Source organism: Streptomyces sp. YS415 (assembly GCF_023544665.1).
GTDB lineage: Bacteria > Actinomycetota > Actinomycetes > Streptomycetales > Streptomycetaceae > Streptomyces.
The window spans coordinates 1-20,315 of the sequence record NZ_JAMJFL010000005.1; the positions used below are offsets into that span (position 1 = coordinate 1).

21 protein-coding genes are annotated in these 20,315 nt (G+C 70.6%); 9 read left to right on the forward strand and 12 right to left on the reverse strand.

Going from position 1 to position 20,315, the window contains the following annotated elements; genetic code table 11:
- The first annotated feature begins 62 nt into the window (after positions 1-62).
- Entirely contained in the window at positions 63-617 is a 555-nt protein-coding gene (locus M8H82_RS07910) for a GNAT family N-acetyltransferase (protein WP_250071769.1), read from the forward strand.
- 5 nt (positions 618-622) lie between these two features.
- Here M8H82_RS07910 and M8H82_RS07915 read toward each other — a convergent pair whose 3' ends face one another.
- The 8 genes from M8H82_RS07915 to M8H82_RS07950 form a co-directional block, all read right to left on the reverse strand.
- Positions 623-2,092, reverse strand: a complete 1,470-nt coding sequence (locus M8H82_RS07915; protein ID WP_250071770.1) for a type IV secretory system conjugative DNA transfer family protein — start codon at positions 2,090-2,092, stop codon at positions 623-625.
- 13 nt (positions 2,093-2,105) lie between these two features.
- Positions 2,106-3,518, reverse strand: coding sequence for an ATP-binding protein (locus tag M8H82_RS07920; protein WP_250071771.1), 1,413 nt, complete (start codon positions 3,516-3,518; stop codon positions 2,106-2,108).
- A 9-nt stretch (positions 3,519-3,527) separates the two neighbouring features.
- The gene (locus M8H82_RS07925) at positions 3,528-5,087 is read right to left on the reverse strand and encodes an SCO6880 family protein (RefSeq protein ID WP_250071772.1); all 1,560 of its coding nucleotides are present in this window, start codon (positions 5,085-5,087) and stop codon (positions 3,528-3,530) included.
- A complete protein-coding gene (locus tag M8H82_RS07930; RefSeq protein WP_250071773.1) occupies positions 5,084-6,403 on the reverse strand; it encodes a hypothetical protein in 1,320 nt (439 codons plus the stop codon). Before M8H82_RS07930 ends, M8H82_RS07925 begins: the two co-directional genes overlap by 4 nt.
- Positions 6,393-7,223 carry a hypothetical protein gene (locus tag M8H82_RS07935; protein WP_250071774.1) on the reverse strand — a complete coding sequence of 277 codons (831 nt, stop codon included), beginning with the start codon at positions 7,221-7,223 and terminating at the stop codon, positions 6,393-6,395. The genes M8H82_RS07930 and M8H82_RS07935 overlap by 11 nt, the downstream gene beginning before the upstream one ends.
- Before the next feature lie 167 nt (positions 7,224-7,390).
- Positions 7,391-7,699 carry a hypothetical protein gene (locus M8H82_RS07940; RefSeq protein ID WP_019526682.1) on the reverse strand — a complete coding sequence of 103 codons (309 nt, stop codon included), beginning with the start codon at positions 7,697-7,699 and terminating at the stop codon, positions 7,391-7,393.
- Between the two features lie 331 nt (positions 7,700-8,030).
- Positions 8,031-9,098: a hypothetical protein gene (locus M8H82_RS07945; protein WP_250071775.1), complete on the reverse strand. Its 1,068-nt coding sequence runs from the start codon at positions 9,096-9,098 to the stop codon at positions 8,031-8,033.
- A 92-nt stretch (positions 9,099-9,190) separates the two neighbouring features.
- Entirely contained in the window at positions 9,191-9,784 is a 594-nt protein-coding gene (locus tag M8H82_RS07950; RefSeq protein WP_250071776.1) for a TetR/AcrR family transcriptional regulator, read from the reverse strand.
- 98 nt (positions 9,785-9,882) lie between these two features.
- Here M8H82_RS07950 and M8H82_RS07955 point away from each other — a divergent pair, with 98 nt between their 5' ends.
- Positions 9,883-10,788, forward strand: a complete 906-nt coding sequence (locus tag M8H82_RS07955; RefSeq protein WP_250071777.1) for an oxidoreductase — start codon at positions 9,883-9,885, stop codon at positions 10,786-10,788.
- 22 nt (positions 10,789-10,810) lie between these two features.
- Positions 10,811-11,569, forward strand: a complete 759-nt coding sequence (locus tag M8H82_RS07960) for a PIG-L deacetylase family protein (protein ID WP_250071778.1) — start codon at positions 10,811-10,813, stop codon at positions 11,567-11,569.
- Between the two features lie 17 nt (positions 11,570-11,586).
- Here the strand turns inward: M8H82_RS07960 and M8H82_RS07965 are convergent, their stop codons facing one another.
- Positions 11,587-11,931, reverse strand: coding sequence for a DUF1330 domain-containing protein (locus M8H82_RS07965; RefSeq protein ID WP_250071779.1), 345 nt, complete (start codon positions 11,929-11,931; stop codon positions 11,587-11,589).
- A 266-nt stretch (positions 11,932-12,197) separates the two neighbouring features.
- Between M8H82_RS07965 and M8H82_RS07970 the strand changes: the two genes are divergently transcribed.
- Entirely contained in the window at positions 12,198-13,142 is a 945-nt protein-coding gene (locus tag M8H82_RS07970) for an NlpC/P60 family protein (RefSeq protein WP_374211636.1), read from the forward strand.
- Positions 13,143-13,291: 149 nt separating this feature from the next.
- Positions 13,292-13,999: a phosphatase PAP2 family protein gene (locus M8H82_RS07975; RefSeq protein WP_250071781.1), complete on the forward strand. Its 708-nt coding sequence runs from the start codon at positions 13,292-13,294 to the stop codon at positions 13,997-13,999.
- Positions 14,000-14,009: 10 nt separating this feature from the next.
- Here M8H82_RS07975 and M8H82_RS07980 read toward each other — a convergent pair whose 3' ends face one another.
- Positions 14,010-15,548, reverse strand: coding sequence for an FAD-binding oxidoreductase (locus M8H82_RS07980; protein WP_250071782.1), 1,539 nt, complete (start codon positions 15,546-15,548; stop codon positions 14,010-14,012).
- A gap of 496 nt (positions 15,549-16,044) precedes the next feature.
- Here M8H82_RS07980 and M8H82_RS07985 point away from each other — a divergent pair, with 496 nt between their 5' ends.
- Together M8H82_RS07985 and M8H82_RS07990 are read left to right on the forward strand one after the other, a co-directional pair.
- On the forward strand, positions 16,045-16,860 hold the full coding sequence (locus M8H82_RS07985) for a hypothetical protein (RefSeq protein WP_250071783.1): 816 nt from the start codon (positions 16,045-16,047) through the stop codon (positions 16,858-16,860).
- 98 nt (positions 16,861-16,958) lie between these two features.
- Positions 16,959-17,147 carry a hypothetical protein gene (locus M8H82_RS07990; protein WP_250071784.1) on the forward strand — a complete coding sequence of 63 codons (189 nt, stop codon included), beginning with the start codon at positions 16,959-16,961 and terminating at the stop codon, positions 17,145-17,147.
- A gap of 9 nt (positions 17,148-17,156) precedes the next feature.
- Here the strand turns inward: M8H82_RS07990 and M8H82_RS07995 are convergent, their stop codons facing one another.
- Positions 17,157-17,489: a metal-sensitive transcriptional regulator gene (locus M8H82_RS07995; protein WP_250071785.1), complete on the reverse strand. Its 333-nt coding sequence runs from the start codon at positions 17,487-17,489 to the stop codon at positions 17,157-17,159.
- Positions 17,490-17,677: 188 nt separating this feature from the next.
- On the opposite strand from M8H82_RS07995, the gene M8H82_RS08000 reads away from it, so the two are divergent.
- Together M8H82_RS08000 and M8H82_RS08005 are read left to right on the forward strand one after the other, a co-directional pair.
- Positions 17,678-18,298 (forward strand): DUF47 domain-containing protein, encoded by a 621-nt coding sequence (locus M8H82_RS08000; protein WP_030043659.1) that lies wholly within the window; start codon positions 17,678-17,680, stop codon positions 18,296-18,298.
- 7 nt (positions 18,299-18,305) lie between these two features.
- Positions 18,306-19,304, forward strand: coding sequence for an inorganic phosphate transporter (locus M8H82_RS08005; RefSeq protein ID WP_250071786.1), 999 nt, complete (start codon positions 18,306-18,308; stop codon positions 19,302-19,304).
- Positions 19,305-19,477: 173 nt separating this feature from the next.
- Here the strand turns inward: M8H82_RS08005 and pstB are convergent, their stop codons facing one another.
- Positions 19,478-20,254, reverse strand: a complete 777-nt coding sequence (gene pstB, locus M8H82_RS08010) for a phosphate ABC transporter ATP-binding protein PstB (protein ID WP_250071787.1) — start codon at positions 20,252-20,254, stop codon at positions 19,478-19,480.
- Between the last annotated feature and the right edge of the window lie 61 nt (positions 20,255-20,315).

Here is a 20,315-nt window from a genome sequence, read left to right on the forward strand (position 1 = left end):
GAGAACCCCCGTACCGTTTATTCGGTACGGGGGTTTTCTGCGTTTGGGCTACCGTATTCGGCATGAACTACAAGGTCCGTTCCATACACGCCGACGAGTGGCCGCGGGCCAAGGCTCTGCGGCTGGCCGCCCTTCGGGATCCCGTGGCGCATCTCGCCTTCCTGGAGAGCTACGAGGAAGCCGCGGCCCGCCCCGACTCCTTCTGGCAGGACCGTGCCGTGGGCAGCGCCGAAGGAGCGTCCGACGCGCAGCAGATCATCGCCGAGGGGCCGGACGGGGAGTGGGTCGGGACGCTGACCGTGCTGATCGAGGAGGCAGGGACGACCGACTGGGCCGGATTCCCCGTGGAGCGGAAGCAGGGGCATCTCGTCGGGGTCTTCGTACAGCCCGAGCACCGGGGCATCGGGCTCACCGAGGTGCTCTTCGACGCCGGCCTGGAGTGGGCGTGGGCGCAGGGCGCCGAGCGGGTGCGGCTCATCGTGCACGAGGAGAACAGCCGGGCGCAGCGGCTGTACCGGAAGGTGGGGTTCGAGCCGACCGGGGTCACCGTGCCGCTGTCGCAGGAGGCGGGCGGGGCCGAGCTGGAGTTCGCGATCGAGCCGGTCGAGGCCGAGTAGGGCTGCTACACGGGCAGTTCGTCGTGCGGCCAGCGGGCGCGGGCCTGCTCCCGGGAGCGCAGCAGGGCCAGGGTCGGCAGGCCCCGGTCCGCCCCGGTGGCCAGCAGCTCGGGGAGCTGGGGCAGCGGGGCGACGGCCGCGACGTCGTCCAGGACGAGCGTGAGTGGTGGGTCGAGGCGACCGGAGGATGACCGTTCGGCCATGTGCCGGCCGCGCTCGACCACGCTGGAGGCCAGGGCGGTCAGCAGCGGCATCGCGCCCGGGTTCGTGCGGGGATCCTCGATGGATTCACCCACCACATAAAGCGTGCCCCCCTCGTTCACGAAGGAATCCAATGCGAGCGCATCAGTTCGGTTCGGAGTGCACGCCTCGCGGATGTTCACCGTGAACAGGGCGGACAGTGCCCGGGTCGTCAACTGCTGAGCCATGTCCCGGCGTTCGGGGTGGGCGGTCAGCGCGGCTTCCAGTTCGCCGGCGGCGCCCGGGGCGGCCTTCGGGCTGGTGCGGAGGATGCGGACCGCGTCCTGCAGCTGGGTGCCCTGGGACCAGCGGTGGACGTGCCGGATCGTACGGCCGTCTATGGCGGCGGCGTGCAGGGCGCTGCGCAGGAGTGTCTCGGCGGTGTCCGCCACGGCCTGGTCGATCTTCGCGGTGGGCCGGACCGGGGCGAGGAGCGCGGCGGCTCTCGCCACCGCCGTCTGCTTGTCCTCGCAGCCCGTCGTCGGTGACCAGTGGAGGCGGGACGGGGTGTCGCAGAGGTGGGCGGGGTCGTAGAGGTGGACCGGGCCCAGTTTGGCCCGGGCGTCCTTGGTGTCCTGCCAGACCTGCGGGTTGGAGGTGATGACCAGGGCCGGGCCCTCGGCGTCGCGTACGGCCTGGATGGCGGTGGCGTGCCGGGTCTCCCTGGGTGCCACGAAGACCTTCTCCCAGCCGGGGAGCGGAGTCGGAGTCGGAGTCGGGGGCGCGGGGGCGGCGGGCTGCTGGACGGGCTCGGGTCTCGGTGCCGGGACCTCGTGCTGGACGGGTGTCTGAAGCGGTACCTGTAGCGGCACCGGCTCCGGAACGGGCTGCGGGACCGGCTCCGGCCGGGGCCGTGCCAGGCTTTCCTCCCGCCGTCGTGCCCTGACCGCACGCCACCGGGTCACCGTCCCCATCACGAACACGGTGAGCACGATCAGCACCATCAGCTGCCCGATGAACAGCCCCCAGAACAATCCGTATCCGGAGAGCTCCGCCTCCGGTGTCTCCGGCCAGGCGCCGGTGATGTCGTGCGGGGCGCCGAAGAGGTGGCGCAGGGCGAGCGGCGTGCGGGCGAAGGTGACGCCGGAGGGCCAGGCGCCGTGGGCGAACAGACCGGCCAGCCCGGTCGCCGTCCACACCATCGAGGTCAGGCCGAGCAGGAACGCGAGCAGGCCGAGCAGCAGCCCGTCGGGGATGCCGCCCGCTGTCTCCTGCCGTCGGTCGTCTGCGCGCACGCCGTCGCCCCCTTTACGCCACCGTCGACTCGGAGTCGCCGAGGTGTTGTTCCACGAAGGCCGCTGCCCGCTCCTCGGCCTCCAGCTCGGCGGCGCGCAGGGCGTCGTCGTGCTGGTGGTCGATGGAGGACTCGGTCATCGCGCGGTCGGTGAAGACCAGCGGCCGCTCGGTCTCCGTGACCAGGTGTTTGACCACCTGGACATTGCCGTTGACGTCCCAGACGGCGATGCCCGGGGTGAGGCTGGGGATGATCTCCACCGCCCATCTGGGCAGCCCGAGCACCCGGCCGGTGGCCCTCGCCTCGTCCGCCTTCTGGGCGTAGATCGTCCTGGTCGAGGCCATCTTCAGGATGGCCGCGGCCTCCTTGGCCGCCGCCCCGTCCACGACGTCGGACAAGTGGTGGACGACCGCCACGAAGGACAGACCCAGCCGCCGCCCGAACTTCAGCAGCCGCTGGAAGAGCTGGGCCACGAAGGGGCTGTTGATGATGTGCCAGGCCTCCTCGACCAGGAAGATGCGCTTCTTCCGGTCGGGGCGGATCCAGGTGTGCTCCAGCCAGACGCCGACGATCGCCATGAGGATCGGCATCGCGATGGAGTTGCGGTCGATGTGGGACAGGTCGAAGACGATCAGCGGCGCGTCCAGGTCGATGCCGACGGTCGTCGGGCCGTCGAACATGCCGCGCAGGTCACCGTCGACCAGTCGGTCCAGGACGAGGGCGACATCGAGTCCCCAGGCGCGTACATCGTCTATGTCCACGTTCATCGCCTCGGCCGACTCCGGCTCGGGGTGCCGTAGCTGCTCGACGATGTCGGTCAGGACCGGCTGGCGGTCCACGATGGTCTCGTTGACGTAGGCGTGGGCGACCTTGAGCGCGAAGCCGGAGCGCTCGTCCAGGCCGTGGCCCATCGCGACCTCGATGATGGTCCGCAGCAGCGCGAGCTGCCCGGTCGTCGTGATCGCCGGGTCGAGCGGGTTGAGGCGGATGCCCTGGTCGAGCGCCGCCATCGGGTCCAGCCGGATGGGAGTTATCCCCAGCTCCTGCGCGATGAGGTTCCACTCGCCGGCGCCGTCCTCGCCCTGCGCGTCCAGCACGACGACCTGGCGGTCGCGGAAGCGCAGCTGGCGCAGGACGTACGTCTTCTCCAGCGCCGACTTGCCGTTGCCGGACTCGCCGAGGACGAGCCAGTGCGGCGCGGGGAGCTGCTGGCCGTACAGCTGGAAGGGGTCGTAGATGTACCCCTTCCCGGAGTAGACCTCGCGGCCGATGATCACGCCCGAGTCGCCGAGGCCGGGCGCGGCGGTCGGCAGGTAGACGGCCTGCGCCTGGCCGGTCGAGGTGCGCACGGGCGGGCGGGTCGTCTCGACCTTGCCGAAGAGGAACGAGGTGAAGGCGTCGGTGAGGATGGACATCGGATCCCGCATGCGGCGGCCCTACCTTCGAATGCCGGTGGCGAACGGGAGCGTGTTCACAAAGGCGCGGTGGTGCTCGCGGTCGCACCACTCCAGCTTCAGGTACGACTTGCCGGCCGAGGCCCGGATGGTCCGCTTGTCGCGGGCCAGGGCTTCGGGGTTGCGGGAGGAGACGGTGATGTAGCCGACCAGGTTCACCCCGGCCGCGCCGCTCGCCAGATCCTCTCCCCGCTGGTCGAGGCGAGTGTGGGCGGCGACGTCGCGGGGGTCGATGGTCCGGTTCATCTTGGCGGCGCGGGACGCCTCCGCCTCGTCGTTGGTCTTCTCCGTCAGCATGCGCTCGATGGCGATCTCGGTGGGTTCGAGGTCCATCGTGACGGCGACCGTACGGATGACGTCCGGGGTGTGGACCAGCAGCGGGGCGAGGAAGTTCACGCCGACCGGGGTCATCGGCCACTCCTTCACCCAGGCCGTGGCGTGGCACCAGGGGGCGCGGGTGGAGGACTCGCGGGTCTTGGCCTGGAGGTAGGTGGGCTCCATGGCGTCGAGCTCGGCCGGCCAGGCGTTGCGCTTGGTCATCGCCTGGATGTGGTCGATCGGGTGGTCCGGGTCGTACATGGAGTGGATCAGCGAAGCCAGCCGCCCCTGACCGAGCGGCTGCCGTACGCGGATGTCGGCCTCCTGCAGCCGTGAGCAGATGTCGGTGAGCTCACGGGCCATGACGACGGCGAGCCCGGCGTCCTTGTCGACCTTGCGGCCGTGCTGCGGTCGCGCGGCCCGCGCCATGGCGTGCGCCTCGGCGGCCAGTTCGCGCGTGTAGTGCATGCACGCGACGAGGTAGGCGCGGTGCTGCTCGCTGCTGGTGGACACCATCGACTGCAACTGGTCGTACGACTGCTGGAGCCACGGCAGTGACTTCTCGTCCCCGCGTACGGCGACGTCCTTGGCGTGGGCGTCGGGGTCGGCGGGGAGGGTGCGGGCGAGCATCTGGATCCGCGTGACGAAGCCGTCGCCGTTGGCCACGTGCTTGAGGAGCGTGCCGAAGCGGTCGACGAGGGCTTCCTGGTCCTCGGAGTCGCGCAGGCCGACGCCCGGTCCCTCGATCTCGATGGCGGCGGTGACGGTTCTGCGGTCCGCGTGCAGCAGTACGGCGATCTCGTCGGGCCCGAACGGGGCGGCGAGCCAGGTGATCCGGCCGATGCCGGGCGGCGGGCCGATCTCCACCTCGCGCCCGTCGATCCTGATGCCGGCCTCCATCACCGCCGAGCGGTAGACGGTGCCCCGGCGCACGGTGCGCTTGAAGCTGCGGTTGATCTCGAACCACTTGTAGAACGTCCGGCGCTTGTACGGCACGTAGACGGCGGCCAGCGCGAGCAGCGGGAAGCCCATGAGCAGCACGATGCGCAGGGAGAGGACGGGGACGAGGAGCCCGCACATCATGCCGAGGAACGCGCCGCCGATGATCAACGCGATCTCGCCGGTCTCCCGATTGCGGCCGACGATCGCGTTCGGCCGGGCGCGGCCGATCAGATATGTACGGCGGGGCGTGACCGGATGGGACACGTGGGACTCGGTCGTCAACGCCCTTCACCTCCCGTGCGGTTGGTACTGCTGTTGCGGGTGTTGCTGGCGTGAGGCGTGTTCACCGCGCTGCTGCCGGAGCGGGGCACGGGTGCGGCGGAGGGGACAGATCCGCCGCCTCCGTTCGCGGTGCGGGAGCTGTGCGCGGCGACTCCGCCGGCCGCCTGGTTGGCGGGGCGGGCGCCTCCGGCGGACTGGCCGCTGTCGGCCCGGGTGCTGTGGGTCTTGATGCCCTGGGCGACGAGGGTCGCGGGGGAGCTCATGACGGCCGCGGCCTTGCTCTCGGCGCCCTGCATGATGCGGTTGCTGCGGGAGCCGGCGATCTCGTCGCCGAAGCCCGGGACGAAGCGGTAGATCATCGCCGAGGCGAAGATGGCGAGCAGGATGATGGCGAGGCCGGAGACGACGGCGGAGAAGGCGTCGGGGCCGTCATCGGCGGAGAGTGCTCCGGCGAGGCCGAGGACGATCACGATGACCGGCTTCACGAGGATGACGGCGATCATGATGCCCGCCCAGCGGCGGACGTGGCCCCACAGGTTCTTGTCGACCAGGCCCGCGTAGACGACGGTGCCGAGCAGGGCGCCGACGTACAGCAGGGCGGCGCGGATGACGAGCTCCAGCCAGAGGACTCCGGCGGCGAGGATGCTGACGAGGGAGACGACGATCAGCATGATCGGTCCGCCGCCGATGTCCTCGCCCTTCTCCAGGGCGCCGGAGAAGGTGCCGAAGAAGGTGTCGGTCTGGTCGCCGGTGGTCTTCGCGAGGACCTCGGAGATGCCGTCGGTGGCGGAGACGACGGTGTAGAGGATCAGGGGGGTGAAGGCGGACGCGAGGACGGTGAGCCAGAGGAACCCGATCGCTTCGCTGATGGCGGTGGTCATGGGCACGCCGCGCACGGCTCGCTTGGCGACCGCCAGCAGCCACAGCAGGAGGGTGAGGATGGTCGAGGCCGCGAACACGACGGCGTACTGCTGGAGGAACTTGGGGTTCGTGAAGTCGACGTTCGCGGTGTCCTTGACGGCCTCGCTGAGCTTGCCGACGGTCCATGCGGCGGCGTCGGCGCAGCCCCTGGCCAGGGAGGAGAGGGGGTCGAGGGTGGAGGTGGGATCGAGCGTCTTGCTGGGGCCGCTCCCGTCGTCCGAGTCGCTTTCGCAGAACTCCCTCGCCTGACCCGACAGCAGGTCGCAGTTGTCGGCGGAGGGGGTGGGAGACGGTGTGGGCGCGGCCGCGGCGCGGGACGCCAGCAGCACGACGGTGGTCTGTACGGCGGCGACCGCGGCGGCGGCCTTGAGCGCGACACGCGGCTTACCGGGCATAGGTGAAGCCTCCGTACTCCTCGACGGCCTTGGCCATCTCGTCGGCGCTGGACGCCTTGTCATCGCTGGGAACGGGGGCGGGCCCGTCCTTCTGGGAGTAGCTGTCGACCTTCCATCCGCCGTCCGCCCAACGCAACTGGAACGTCAGGGTGAACCAGTCGCTGGTGACGGGCGTGGTCGAGCGTTCCCCAGCGGTGCCGAACACTCCGGTGCACCAGACCTCGACCGTGGCCGCGGTGTCCGAGCGGCTGGTGACCTTGGTGCCGATCGGCATGGTGCGAGAGACGTAGGTGTTGCCACCCGTGGCGTTGCCGTTCTCGTCGAGACCGAGATTGGTCAGGAACTCCTTGGAGTACGTGGCGTCGAACTTCGTCTCCAGTTCGGTCTGCTTCTCCGCCAGGAAGACCTGCCGCACGATCTCGGCACGCCGGTCGGGCTTGAGCATGTCGGCCGAGACCAGCGTCACCGCATAGTTCGCCGCCGCGCTCTGCGCTCCCTGCTCGTCCTGAGCGAACCCTGACGGGATCCCCTCCGCAGAGGACTCCACCGGCCGCTCCCCGCTCGCCGCCGTGGCCCCCGCCTGGGGCTTGTTCCCCGGGTCCGGGTCGGATGATGAATCGTCTCCTCCGCGGTTCGCGAAAGCGATGGCCGCGATGAGGAGGACCACGACGCCGACCACCGTGACCAGGCTCCGGGACGACGAGCGGCCGGCTCGTCGTGGGGTGCCGTACGTGTCGCCGCCGCCCTCGGGCAGCCGTGTGCGGGTCTGCCCCGTGCCTCCGTAACCGCCGGAGGCCTCCCGCTCGTCTCCGAGACTCATGCCGCGTACGCCCCCTCACCGTCGTACCCCAGGCCGTGGAGGCCGTTGGAGTACGACGGTAGCCGTGCTGGTTCCCGCGCGGGCGCGGTGTGGTGACTCGACATCAGGGAAACGCAACCTCAGCCGGTGGGCACGACAGGGGGGTGGGAGGGGAGGGGTGATCGTGGCTACACGGCCATGCCGTACACGATGGTGAAGAGCGTGCCGAGGGAGCCGATGATGAAGACTCCCGTCAGGCCCGCGATGATGAGGCCCTTGCCCTGCTCGGCGCTGAAGGTGTCCCGGAGGGCGGTGGCGCCGATGCGCTGTTTGGCCGCCCCCCAGATGGCGATGCCGAGGCACAGCAGGATGGCCACCGCCATCACCACCTCGATCATCACCTTGGCTTCGTTGCCCAGGCTGCCGAAGGGGCCCCAGTCCGGAGCGATCCCCCCGATGATGGTGTTGATGTCTCCCTCGTCGGCCGCAAAGAGCATGTAAGTCACCGCCCCTGGTGGGTAGTTCCGTATCCCCTGCGTGGGCGCAGAGGTCAGGCCTCATTCTCGCTGACGATGACGCCGTCGTATGTCGACTTGGCGTCATTGATTGGCGGGTTTCGTACGAATACCTTGTGAGGAGTCGTATCGTCACTCTGTGTATCACGGCTGGTCACGCCGGGCAATGAAGTGGGAGCGGAACCTGCTGTGTGGTTCCGTCGTTGACCCCTCTTGCGTCTACTCGACCAATTCGTAAGCTTCCTGACGGCCGGTCGGGTGATGGGCCGGGGAGATGTTCCCCGGGTGAAGGCTATCCCTGGGCAGGACCCGGCTAGTCGCCCCCGCCCCCTCCGCCGCCGCCGTCTCCTCCCCCGCTTCCGCCGTCGCCCCCGCTGTCCCCGCCGTCTCCGCCGTCCGAGCCCCAGCCGTCGCTGCCGCCGGGCTCGTTGTCGTCGCGGCTCCAGCCGAGGTTGCTGAACCAGGGGCGGTCCCATGCCGCGTCGTGGGCGAAGGGCTCGCCCCCGTAGGGCCGGCGGCGCTCCGAGCGGAACCGGGCCGAGCCGGTCGTGTCCCCGAGTCCGAAGGTGACGGCGAAGGCGTGCGCCATGACGGCGTCCAGCGGGTCGGCGCTCTCGTGGTGGACCGGGGAGAGGGGCACCAGGAGGGTGTGCGGGTCGGGGGTCCGCCCGCGCGGGGGGCGGCTCAGCAGGGCGACGCGCCGCTCGTCGCGCAGCAGCCAGGAGGCGGTCGCGTTCTCCCGGCGCAGCGCCCAGTGCTGTCCGGGCAGCCGCAGTTCCACGTAGTTCTTGGACTTGCGGAGCTTCCTCCTGAGAACCGGTTCCGCGGTGACCGTGCCGACGGTCACGCGCAGGCCCTCGGAGGGGTCGGTGGTCTTCGCGCTGAAGCCGTGGGGGGCCCGGACGCGTACGACGGGCGCGTGCGGGCCCCATGCGTCCACGCGGACCAGCTTCCGGTCCACGGCGACGGCGATCGGTCCGGCCGGTCCCGGCGCGTACCGCCGCGCGATCCACAGGGGTACGCCCTCGGCCCGGGCCCGGTCCGCCAGCGCCGCCACCTGCTCGGGCCCGCCGCACAGCCGTACCGCCAGCTCGCCCAGCTCGCGGGCGAAGGGGGCGGCCTGACGGAGCTTCAGCGGGGTGCAGGTGCCGGTGAGCCGGGTGACGGGGACGGCCCCGGGGCCGTCCGGCAGCCGGTTCAGCGGGCGTTCGGTCCCGCCGCCGCCGAGCCAGTGCCCGCGCCGGTAGGCGTCGGCCATGGCGGCGAGGTTCAGCTCGCCGAGCGGTGTGGTCCGGCCGCCCCGGCGCAGGGCCGCTTCGGTCAGTGCCACGGTCCGCGCCAGCGGATTCCATGACTGCTCGTCGTAGAGCACCTGGTTCATGCCGTCCCCCGTTCCTCGCTGCCGCGCGGCGCCGGTCTGCCCCGCCTACGGAGGGACTGCCGACCGGGCGCGTTCAGTTCCCGGCGTCGCCGTCAGCGGGGCCTGAGGCCGTGCAGGAGGGTGTGGACGAGGTCCTCCAGGCCGGCCAGGGCCGCCTCGGGCGTGAGCATGCCGCCGGCGGCGAAGGCGGCGAGGCCGTGCAGGCTCGCGCCGGCGATGAGGGTGAGCTGGGCGGGGTCGCCCTCGATGAGCTCGCCCCGCCGCTGGGCGTCGGCCAGGACCCGCTCCAGGGTGCCGACCGAGCGGTCGATCGCCGACGCCATCTGCTCGGAGGCGTCGGGGTCGTGCTTGCGGGCGTACATCAGCTCCAGCAGCTCGGCGTTGTCGAGGGCGAAGCGCAGGTAGGCGCGGGCCAGGGAGGTGATCCGCGGTTCGAGGGGGAGGGCGGGGTCGTCGGCGGCCCGGAGGGTCTGCTCGAGGCGGTCGTAGCCGGCGAGGGCGAGCGCGTTGAGCAGGGCCTGCTTGTCCTTGAAGTGGCGGCCGGGCGCGGCATGGCTGACGCCGGCCTCGCGGGCCAGTTCGCGCAGGGAGAGCGCGGTGACGCCCTTGGTCCGCAGGGTGCGCTCGGCACCGGCGAGCAGGGTGGAGCGCAGGTCTCCGTGGTGGTAGGGGCGGCTTTCGGGCATGGGCCCATCGTAGCCGGATGTTGTCACCGTCATCTTTGTTGGCGTCGCCATCATTGTTGTCATTGACAGCATTGTTGGCGGCGTCTACATTCGAGGGTATGACCCAGACGCAGCAGTGGAACGTGACCGACCTGCCCGATCTCAGCGGCCGTACGGCCGTCGTCACCGGTGCCAACAGCGGCATCGGCCTCACCGCCGCCCGGGCGCTGGCCGGGGCGGGCGCGCATGTCGTCCTCGCCGTACGGGACCCCGAGCGCGGCCGGGCCGCCGCCGCGACCGTGTCCGGCAGCACCGAGGTGCGGCGGCTCGATCTGGCCGATCTGGCGTCCGTGCGGGAGTTCGCCGCGGACTGGGCGGGCCCGCTGCACATGCTGATCAACAACGCGGGCGTGATGATGATCCCGCGACAGCGGACCAAGGACGGCTTCGAGATGCAGTTCGGCACCAACCATCTCGGGCACTTCGCCCTGACGAACCTCCTCCTGCCGTACCTCACCGACCGCGTCGTCACCGTCTCCTCCGCCGCCCACCGCTGGGGCGACGAGGCGATCCACTTCGACGACCAGAACAGCGACGCGGCCTACGACCCCCGGGGCGCCTACGGTCAGTCCAAGCTGGCGAACCTGCTGTTCACGCTGGAGCTGCAGCGCCGGCTGACCGAGTCCGGCTCCCGCGTCCGCGCCCTGGCGGCCCACCCCGGGTACTCGGCCACCAACCTGCAGAGCCACGCCGCGAGCCGGGTGGCCCGGGTGGGGATGCGGTTCTCCAACAGGTTCCTGGCCCAGAGCGACCGTGCGGGCGCCCTGCCGACCCTGTACGCGGCCACCCAGGACCTGCCCGGCGCCTCCTACGTCGGCCCCGACGGCTGGGCCGAGTGGCGCGGCGGCCCCACCCTGGTGAGCCGGTCCCGGGCGGCGAGCGACCCGGCGACGGCCCGGCGGCTGTGGACGGTCTCCGAGGAACTCACCGGGGTGGTCTGTCCGTTGGAGGTGCAGATGGCCTGAGTCCTGGGGAGGTGGTCGAGCGATGCCGCGTCTGCTCGCCGTGTTCGGGCACCCTGACGACGAGTCACTGTTCGCGGGCGGAGTCCTGGCCGCGAACGCCGCGGCGGGCTCTCCTACGGCGGTGGTGACGGCGACCTGGGCCGAGCACACCCACCGGGGCGCCGAACTCGCCGAAGCGCTGCGCCTCCTCGGCACCCCCGAGAAGCCCCGGATGCTCGGTTACGCCGACTCCCGGGTGCCCGGGTCCGCCCCCGGCAGCCTCCGGCTGTGCGACGCACCGCTGGACGAGGCGGTCGGCCGGCTCGTCGCCCACCTGCGGGAGTTCCGCCCGGACATCGTCCTCACCCATGACGCGTACGGCGGCATCACCGGCCACGAGGACCATGTGCACACCCACCGCCTGACCGTGCTGGCCGTCCAGGCCGCGGGACTCGAGCGGCTGTACCCGGAGGCCGGCGCCCCCTGGCGGCCGCGGGCCCTGTATCTGGCCACCCATCCGCACTCGGCGGTCGGGGTGCTGGGCGACTTCGCCGAGGCCGGCAAGGGCATGCGGACGGTGCCGGACGAGTGGGTCACGACCACCGTCGACGTCCGCCCCTGGCTGGAGCGGAAGTGGGCGGCCGTACAGGCCCACCGCAGCGAGGCCGAGCGAGGGGCCGCACCGGGCCTGCTCGCCGCACTCCCGCGGGAGGCCCGGGAAGCCGTCCTCGGCACGGAGTGGTTCATCCGCCAGGAGCTCATGACCGGCGCGCGCACCGGCGAGACGGCACTGACCGAATAGAGACGGCACAGGACCACTCAGGACGGCAGCGAGTCGCGCAGGGCCTTCGCGGTGGTGGCCGGGTCGTAGCCCTCGGCGACGCCTTGGACCAGGATGATGTTGCCCTCGATGTGCCGGGCGCGCAACGGGGCGATCTCCTGATAGGCGGGCGAGTCCCACCACTGCCGTGCCTCGGCCATCCCCGGGAAGCCGATCATCACGACGTCCCCGGCCCAGTCGCCCTCCACCGTCTCGTGCCGCTGCCCGTGGACGAGGAAGCGGCCGCCGTACGGCTCGAAGGTGGCGCTGATGCGCTCGATGTACTCGGCGATCTCCGGGTGCGGGGTGATCTTCCGGAGATGGGCGATGGCGTACGCGGTCATGGCGGGCGTCCTTCCGGTCGGGCGGTCGGGCTCCTTACGTCCGTGATCGTGTCAGCCGGGTGTGGCCGGGGTCGATGACCTGTCAGGTAATGCGCCGGGGAGGGCTGTCCGGGCGGGCTGCCCGGGTGGGCCCTGGTTGCGCCGGAATTCCCGTGGGAAGCTCCTAGACTGACGCGGGCGGACTCCCGGCGGGCGAGGGGCGGTTGACGGTGCGTAAGGCATGGATCGTGGCGGGTGCCGCTCTCGCGGCGGGGCTCAGCTTCGTGATGCTGCTCGTCGTCGGGGTGTACATCGTCGCCGGGAACCTCGCCAACGGCATCGGCGGCGGGGCCAAGGCGCTCGCCAAGGGCGCGGTGCCCGCCGCCTACCAGGCGCTCGTGCAGAAGTGGGGCAACCTGTGCCCCGCCATCAACCCGGCGCTGCTCGCCGCCCAGCTCTACCAGGAGAGCGGCTTCAACCCCAGGGCGCAGAGCCCGGCCGCCGCGCAGGGGATAGCTCAGTTCATCCCCGGGACCTGGGCCACGCACGGCATCGACGGCGACGGCGACGGCGACCGGGACGTCTGGGACCCGCGGGACGCGATCCCGTCGGCCGCGTCCTACGACTGCGAACTCGCCTCTTACGTCAAGGACGTGCCGGGCGACGCGACGAAGAACATGCTCGCCGCCTACAACGCCGGGGCGTACGCGGTCATCAAGTACGGGGGAGTGCCGCCGTACCGCGAGACCCAGAACTACGTGAAGACCATCACGACCCTCCAGGACAGCTTCGCCGCGCCCGTCGGACGGGTCGACCCCTCCAAGCAGGCCGCGGGCGCCATCTCCTACGCGCAGAAGAAGCTCGGGACGCTCTATCTGTGGGGCGGGGACGGCACTCTGGAGGACGGCGGCCGGTTCGACTGCTCCGGTCTGACCAAGGCCGCGTACGAAAGTGTCGGGATCTCGCTGCCCCGCGTGGCCAACGATCAGTACAACGCGGGACCGCATCCGGCCAGGGACGAGCTGCTCCCCGGGGACCTGGTGTTCTTCTCCGACGACCTCACCAACTCGCGGGCCATCCGCCATGTGGGGATTTATGTCGGCGGCGGGTACATGATCGACGCCCCGAGAACAGGTGCTGTGATCCGGTTCGACCCGATCGACACCCCCGACTACTTCGGGGCCACCCGGGTCACCGAAGATGGCGCGAAAGCGCTCCCCACCCAGGTGTAGACGCAGCGTGAACCCACCCCCTGAGCTGCGGTGATGTGTCTCTCTTCGATAACGTCTGAGTGATCATTCAGTGGAGCGTGGAACGTATCAACAGGAGCCGTGCGTTCCTGATGACGTAGCGGGAGAGACGACGAAGGGGCCGCAGCACCATGGCTGGACTCGCAGCATCCGGGTCGAACCCCGACGTCGACCTGCTTTATGACATCAATGGCCTGGCCAAGGACGCGCCGGGCTGGTTCGACCGGGTCATGGCGAACGTCGGCGAGTACGGGCTGCTCATCGCCATGGTGCTGCTGGTGCTGTGGTGCTGGTGGTCCGTGCGCAGGCGCGGCGGGGAGGACGCCGCCCCGTCCGTCGCCGCGCTGGTGTGGGCGCCGCTCGCGGCCGGGATCGCGGTGCTGGTGAACGTCCCGATACGGGGCTTCGTCGAACGGCCCCGGCCCTTCCTCGACCACCAGGGCCTGGAGGTCCTGGTCTCCGGGAAGACGGACTTCTCCTTCGTGAGCGACCACGCGACCATCACCATGGCCATGGGGGTCGGGCTCTTCGTCGCCAACCGCCGGTTCGGGCTGTTCGGCCTCGGGCTCGCGCTGCTCGAAGGTTTCTGCCGGGTCTACATGGGCGTGCACTATCCGACCGACGTCATCGGCGGGTTCGCGCTCGGCACGGCCGTGACGCTGCTGCTGTCCCCGGTCGCCTCGGCGCTGCTGACCCCGGTGACCAAGGCGATCGAGCGGTCGCCCCGGGCCGGATGGCTGATCCGCTCCCGCAAGGAGTCGTCCTACGGCGGCCAGGACGCCGTCCTCCCGGGGGCGCGCGAGAGCGCCGACGCCGCGGAGCGGGACCTGGCCGCCTGAGGCCGCCGCCTCACAGCGCCTGGGGGTAGGTGAAGAAGCCCTCCGGGTCGTACCGCCCCTTCAGCCGGGCCAGGCGGGGGGCCGCGTCCCCGTAGTACGCCGTGCGCCAGTTCTTCAGGTCCGGGTCCGGGTAGTTCTGGTAGGCCGCGCCCGACGCGTACGGCCGCATCGCGGTGTGCGCCTCGGTGAGCCAGGACCGGGCCGTGGCACCGCCGGTGCCCGCCCGCCAGGCGGCGATGTACTGGGCGAGCATCCGGGAGCGGCGGTGGACGAACGCCGTGGCGGTGGGCGGGACGCGGTTGACCGCGCCGCCGAGGGCCGTGAGGGCGACGCTGCCGGAGCCGCCCCGGACCGACTTCATCCCGGCGAGCAGGGCCTGGATGCCGGCCGGGGAGAGCGAGCGGTCGAAGAAGTCGGACTTCGCGGCGTACGTCTCACGGTTCAGGGCGCCCTGCGGGGAGCGGCCCGGAGTGGTGCCGGGGAGGTGGCACTGGGCGTCGGTGGCGAAGGAGGAGCAGCCTGCGTACACCTCCATCGACTCCTCGTAGGAGCGGCGGCGCAGGGAGACGCTGGTGGCGGAGGCGCCGACGCGGTCGGCCAGGCGGTCGACCGCGTTCTGGAGTTCGCCGTGGGTGCCGAGGGAGAAGGCGGCGACGGAGACGGTCGGGGTGCCTCCGGTGGCGTTCGCCAGATGGAAGGACGACCAGATCTCGTCGGGCTGGGCGGGGCCCCACTCCTGCCAGGCCTTCAGCACGGCGGCGGCCCTCGACCACGGCCAGGACAGGTACGCGGTGACGGCCTGGGGCGCGGGGTGGGTCTTGAACTGGAGTTCCGTGACGATCCCGAAGTTTCCGTTGCCGGCGCCCCGCAGGGCCCAGAAGAGGTCCTTGTTCGTGGTGGCGTCGGCGGTGAGCTGCTTGCCGTCCGCGGTGACGAGCGTGGCGCGGGTGAGGCTGTCGCAGGTCAGGCCGTACGCGCGGGAGACGACGCCGTGGCCGCCGCCGAGGGTGAGGCCGGAGATGCCGACGGTGGGGCAGGAGCCGGCGGGGAGGGTGACGCCCTGGGCGGCGAGGGCTCGGTAGACGTCGATGAGCTTGGCGCCGGCGCCGATCACGGCGGTGCCGGCGGAGGTGCGGATCCTGTCGAGCCGGGAGACGTCTATGACCAGGCGGCCGTTGCCGGAGGACCAGCCGGCGTAGGAGTGGCCGCCGTTGCGGATCGCCGTGCGGAGGTTGTGGGCGTGGGCGTAGGCGAGGGCGGTGCGGATGTCGGCCTGGTGGGCGACGTAGGCGATGGCTGCGGGCTTCAGGGTGTCGAAGCGGGTGTTGTAGAGCTGGCGGGCGGTGGTCCAGGTGCGGTCGCCGGGGCGGATGAGGGTGCCGTCAAGGTCCCTGGCGAGGGCGGACCAGGTGGGGGTGGTGGCGGTGGCGGTGGTGCGCAGCGGGGGGCGGGTGCCGGTGTTCGTCTTCGTGCCGGTGCCTGTGCAGGCGGCGGTTGCTGTTGCTGTGAGAGCGGCTGCGCCGCCGGCGATGAAGGTGCGCCGTTCCATGTCGCCTCCCGGGGTTACGTGGAACGAGACGGGGTGGTGGGGGTGGGGGTTCCATGCCGGGCGCGGCGCCGGGTGTTTCTCGCCCCCGCCGCCCCTACCCGTCCCTCCCTGGGGGCTGCGCCCCCAGACCCCCGCTGTCGGCCCTGAAGGGGCCTCGTCCTCAAACGCCGGACGGGCTGGTAGCGCCGGGCGGTGTTCAGCCGGCTGTATGGGCCTCTGCGTCTCTTCTGGCCTGGCTTCTGGCTCTTCTTGCCGGGCCTTTCCAGCCGCAGGTGCACTGGGCCGTGCAGAACGGGCCCTGTTCGATCGTGGCTGTGCGGTGGGTCGGGGGCGGGGGCGCGGGCGGGGCTTGGTCGTGTGCCACGGGGACAACCGTACCGAGGGGAGGTAAAGGGTTTCTATGGGCGTCGGGGTGCGTTACGGGGGGCTCCTGGTCGTCGTTATGACGACGACGAGGAGCCCGTGACGGACGTACCCGCTGGGGGGTAGGCAGGCGATGGCGGAGCGGCGGTTCAGGCGGAGCGGAGCCGTGGTCGTGGCGGGGGTCGTGGCCTGTGCGGGGGGTTGTGGGACCGCCCCTGACGACGGGCGGGGCGGGGAGCCCGCGGCAGCCGTGCGGCGAGCCGCCTCCGCGCTGGTCGACGCCCGGAGCTCCAAGGCCCGTACGTCCATGGAGATGGCCACCGGCGGGACCCGGGTCACCATCCGCGGCGAGGGCGTCTACGACTTCCGCCGCCAGGTCGGGCGGCTCAAGGTGCTGCTCCCGCAGGATCCCGCCGGGGACCCCGCCCACCGCCCCATCACCGAACTCCTCGCGCCCGGCGCCCTCTTCATGAAGAACCGCGGCGCCGGCGTGCCCGCCGACAAGTGGGTCCGGGTGGAGACCGCTTCCATGACGGACGGAAATCTGGTCACCGGCGGGGCCACCGACCCCTTCGCCGCCGCCGAACTCCTCCTCGGCGTGCAGTCCGTCACCCTCGTCGGCCAGGAGCGGCTCGGCGGGGCCGAGGTCACCCACTACCGCGGTACCGCCGACCTGCGGCGCGCCGCCGACCTCGCCTCCGACGGATCCCGGGGTGCGCTCGCCGCCGCGGCGAAAGGGTTCGCCACCGCCCGGGTGCCGTTCGACGTGTACCTGGACGACCAGGGGCGCATCCGGAAGATCCGGCACCGGTTCAGCTTCGTCAACGGGCAGCAAAAGAACGCCGTCGCCGTGGCCTCGACGACCCTGCTCTTCGACTTCGGCGTACCCGTCGACGTACGGCTTCCTGCCCGCGACGACATCTACGCCGGGCGCATCGCCGAGGAGTGAGGATCCCCGACGGTCGTCAAGGACTAGCCCGTCCGTGCCATGCGCGGTGTGTAGGCCGCTCCCTACTCTAGGAAGTCGGTAACGGCAGAGAAGAGGTGATGCGCGTGGCTCCGGTCGGCGGTACGGCAGTTCAGGACCACGTGGCCCTCGCCGAGATCGAGTTGTGCGGGGAGCTCATCATCGCGGCCTCGGCCGCCGAGGACCGGCTCAGCCTGGAGAGCATCGACGAGGTGCTCCGGGTCGCGGAGGAGCGGGACGCCCGTCGGTCCGGCTCCTCCGACCGATGATTTTCGGCCTCAGGTGCGCAGCAGACGGCCGATCGCCTTCGTCGCCTCTTCCACCTTCGCGTCGATCTCCTCGCCGCCCTTCACGGCCGCGTCCGCGACGCAGTGGCGCAGGTGCTCCTCCAGCAGCTGGAGGGCGAAGGACTGCAGCGCCTTCGTCGACGCCGACACCTGGGTGAGTATGTCGATGCAGTAGACGTCCTCGTCGACCATCCGCTGCAGGCCCCGGATCTGGCCCTCGATCCGGCGCAGACGCTTGAGGTGCTCGTCCTTCTGCTTGTGGTAGCCGTGCGTGGCGTGCTCCTGCTCGGAGGGCGCCGTGGCGCCGGCCTCGGTCGTCGTCATGGCGTCCTCCAGACATATACCCCTACTGGGTATATCGTACCGAACTTTGCTGGGTATAGGGCCCTTGGTACGCCCCCGTGCTGATCTCTGTGCCTGATGGGCGACACTGGGGGACGGCCCATTAGCCGTGGCCGGATGATGCGCCTAGCATCAGCCTGACCGAAACCGAAGCACCCCGAGGACCCCACGTGCGCTTTCGTCTGACCCCCAGGGAGACGAGCTTCTACGACATGTTCGCCGCGTCCGCGGACAACATCGTCACGGGCTCCAAACTCCTCATGGAACTGCTCGGGGCGGACACCGCCGGCCGGGCCGAGATCGCAGAGCGTATGCGGGCCGCGGAACACGCCGGTGACGATGCCACGCACGCGATCTTCCACCAGCTGAACTCCTCGTTCATCACGCCCTTCGACCGCGAGGACATCTACAACCTCGCGTCGTCCCTCGACGACATCATGGACTTCATGGAGGAGGCCGTCGACCTGGTCGTCCTCTACAACGTCGAGGAACTGCCCAAGGGCGTCGAGCAGCAGATCGAGGTGCTGGCCCGGGCCGCCGAGCTCACCGCCGAGGCCATGCCGAACCTGCGGACCATGGACAACCTCACCGAGTACTGGATCGAGGTCAACCGGCTGGAGAACCAGGCCGACCAGATCCACCGCAAGCTGCTCGCCATGCTCTTCAACGGCAAGTACGAGGCCATCGAGGTGCTCAAGCTCAAGCAGATCGTGGATGTCCTGGAGGAAGCGGCCGACGCGTTCGAGCACGTGGCGAACACGGTGGAGACGATCGCCGTGAAGGAGTCCTGAGGCCTCCATGGAGACCTTCGCTCTGGTCGTGACCATCGGGGTCGCGCTCTTCTTCACGTACACCAACGGCTTCCACGACTCGGCGAACGCCATCGCCACCTCCGTCTCCACCCGGGCGCTCACTCCCCGGGCCGCGCTGCTCATGGCCGCGGTGATGAACCTCGGCGGCGCCTTCCTGGGGTCGGGTGTCGCCAAGACCGTCAGTGAGGGCCTGATCGAGACGCCCAAGGGCTCGACGGGGATGGGGATCCTCTTCGCGGCCCTGGTCGGCGCCATCACCTGGAACCTCATCACCTGGTACTTCGGCCTGCCGTCCTCCTCCTCGCACGCCCTGTTCGGCGGCATGGTCGGGGCCGCGCTGGCCGGCGGAACCACCGTGTACTGGAACGGGGTGCTGGAGAAGGTCGTCATCCCGATGTTCATCTCGCCGCTGGTGGGGCTCGGGATCGGCTACCTGGTCATGACCGCGATCATGTGGATGTTCCGGCGGTCCAATCCGCACAAGGCCAAGCGCGGGTTCCGGATCGCGCAGACGGTGTCCGCGGCCGGCATGGCCCTCGGCCACGGTCTGCAGGACGCGCAGAAGACCATGGGCATCGTGGTGATGGCCCTGGTCATCGCCGATGTCGAGGACTACGGCGATCCGATCCCGGTGTGGGTGAAGATCGCTTGCGCGGTGATGCTGTCGCTCGGCACGTACGCCGGTGGCTGGCGGATCATGCGCACCCTGGGCCGGAAGATCATCGAGCTGGACCCGCCGCAGGGCTTCGCGGCCGAGACCACCGGTGCGGCGATCATGTTCACCACGGCGTTCCTGTTCAAGGCGCCGATCTCGACCACCCACGTCATCACCTCCGCCATCATGGGCGTCGGCGCGACGAAGCGGCTGAACGCCGTGCGCTGGGGGGTCGCCAAGAACATCGTCCTCGGCTGGTTCATCACCATGCCGGCCGCGGCGACGGTGGCCGCGGCGGCGTTCGGAATCGTGCACCTGGCGTTCCTGTAGCGGAGCGCGCGGGCGAGCCGACGTACTGAAGAAACGAATCAGCAGACCGGTTCACGGGTCTGCCGCCGCGGGACATGACACGGGCCCGCCCCCCGGGAGCCGGGGGGCGGGCCCTTATCTGCCTCGCGGTGGCACCGCCATGCAGCACCGCGAGGGGTCTTGCGGGCTCCGGCCTAGCCGAAGCGGCCCGAGATGTAGTCCTCGGTGGCCTGGACGGACGGGTTGGAGAAGATCCGCTCCGTGTCGTCGATCTCGATCAGCTTGCCGGGCTGGCCCACGGCCGCCAGGTTGAAGAAGGCGGTGCGGTCCGAGACGCGGGCCGCCTGCTGCATGTTGTGGGTCACGATGACGATCGTGAACCGTTCCTTCAGCTCGCCGATCAGGTCCTCGATCGCCAGCGTGGAGATCGGGTCCAGGGCCGAGCAGGGCTCGTCCATCAGCAGGACGTTCGGCTCGACCGCGATGGCGCGGGCGATGCACAGACGCTGCTGCTGACCACCGGACAGGCCCGAGCCGGGCTTGTTCAGGCGGTCCTTGACCTCGTTCCAGAGGTTGGCGCCGCGCAGGGACTTCTCGACGACGTCGTCGAGCTGGGACTTCTTGTACGAGCCGTTCAGCTTCAGGCCGGCCGCGACGTTGTCGTAGACGGACATCGTCGGGAACGGGTTCGGGCGCTGGAAGACCATGCCGACCTCGCGCCGCACGGAGACCGGGTCGACCCCGGGGCCGTAGAGGTTCTCGTCGTCGAGCATGACCTTGCCCTCGACCCGGCCGCCGGAGGTGACCTCGTGCATGCGGTTGAGGGTGCGCAGGAAGGTGGACTTGCCGCAGCCGGAGGGGCCGATGAAGGCGGTCACGGAGCGGGGCTCGACGGTCATCGAGATGTCTTCGATGGCACGGAAGGAGCCGTAGTAGGCGCTGAGGCCGCTTACGTCGATTCGCTTGGCCATGGGTATCACTGCTTCTTTCAGGAAAGTCTTGCGATCGGTCGCTGTCTGGCCGCCGCGCGGC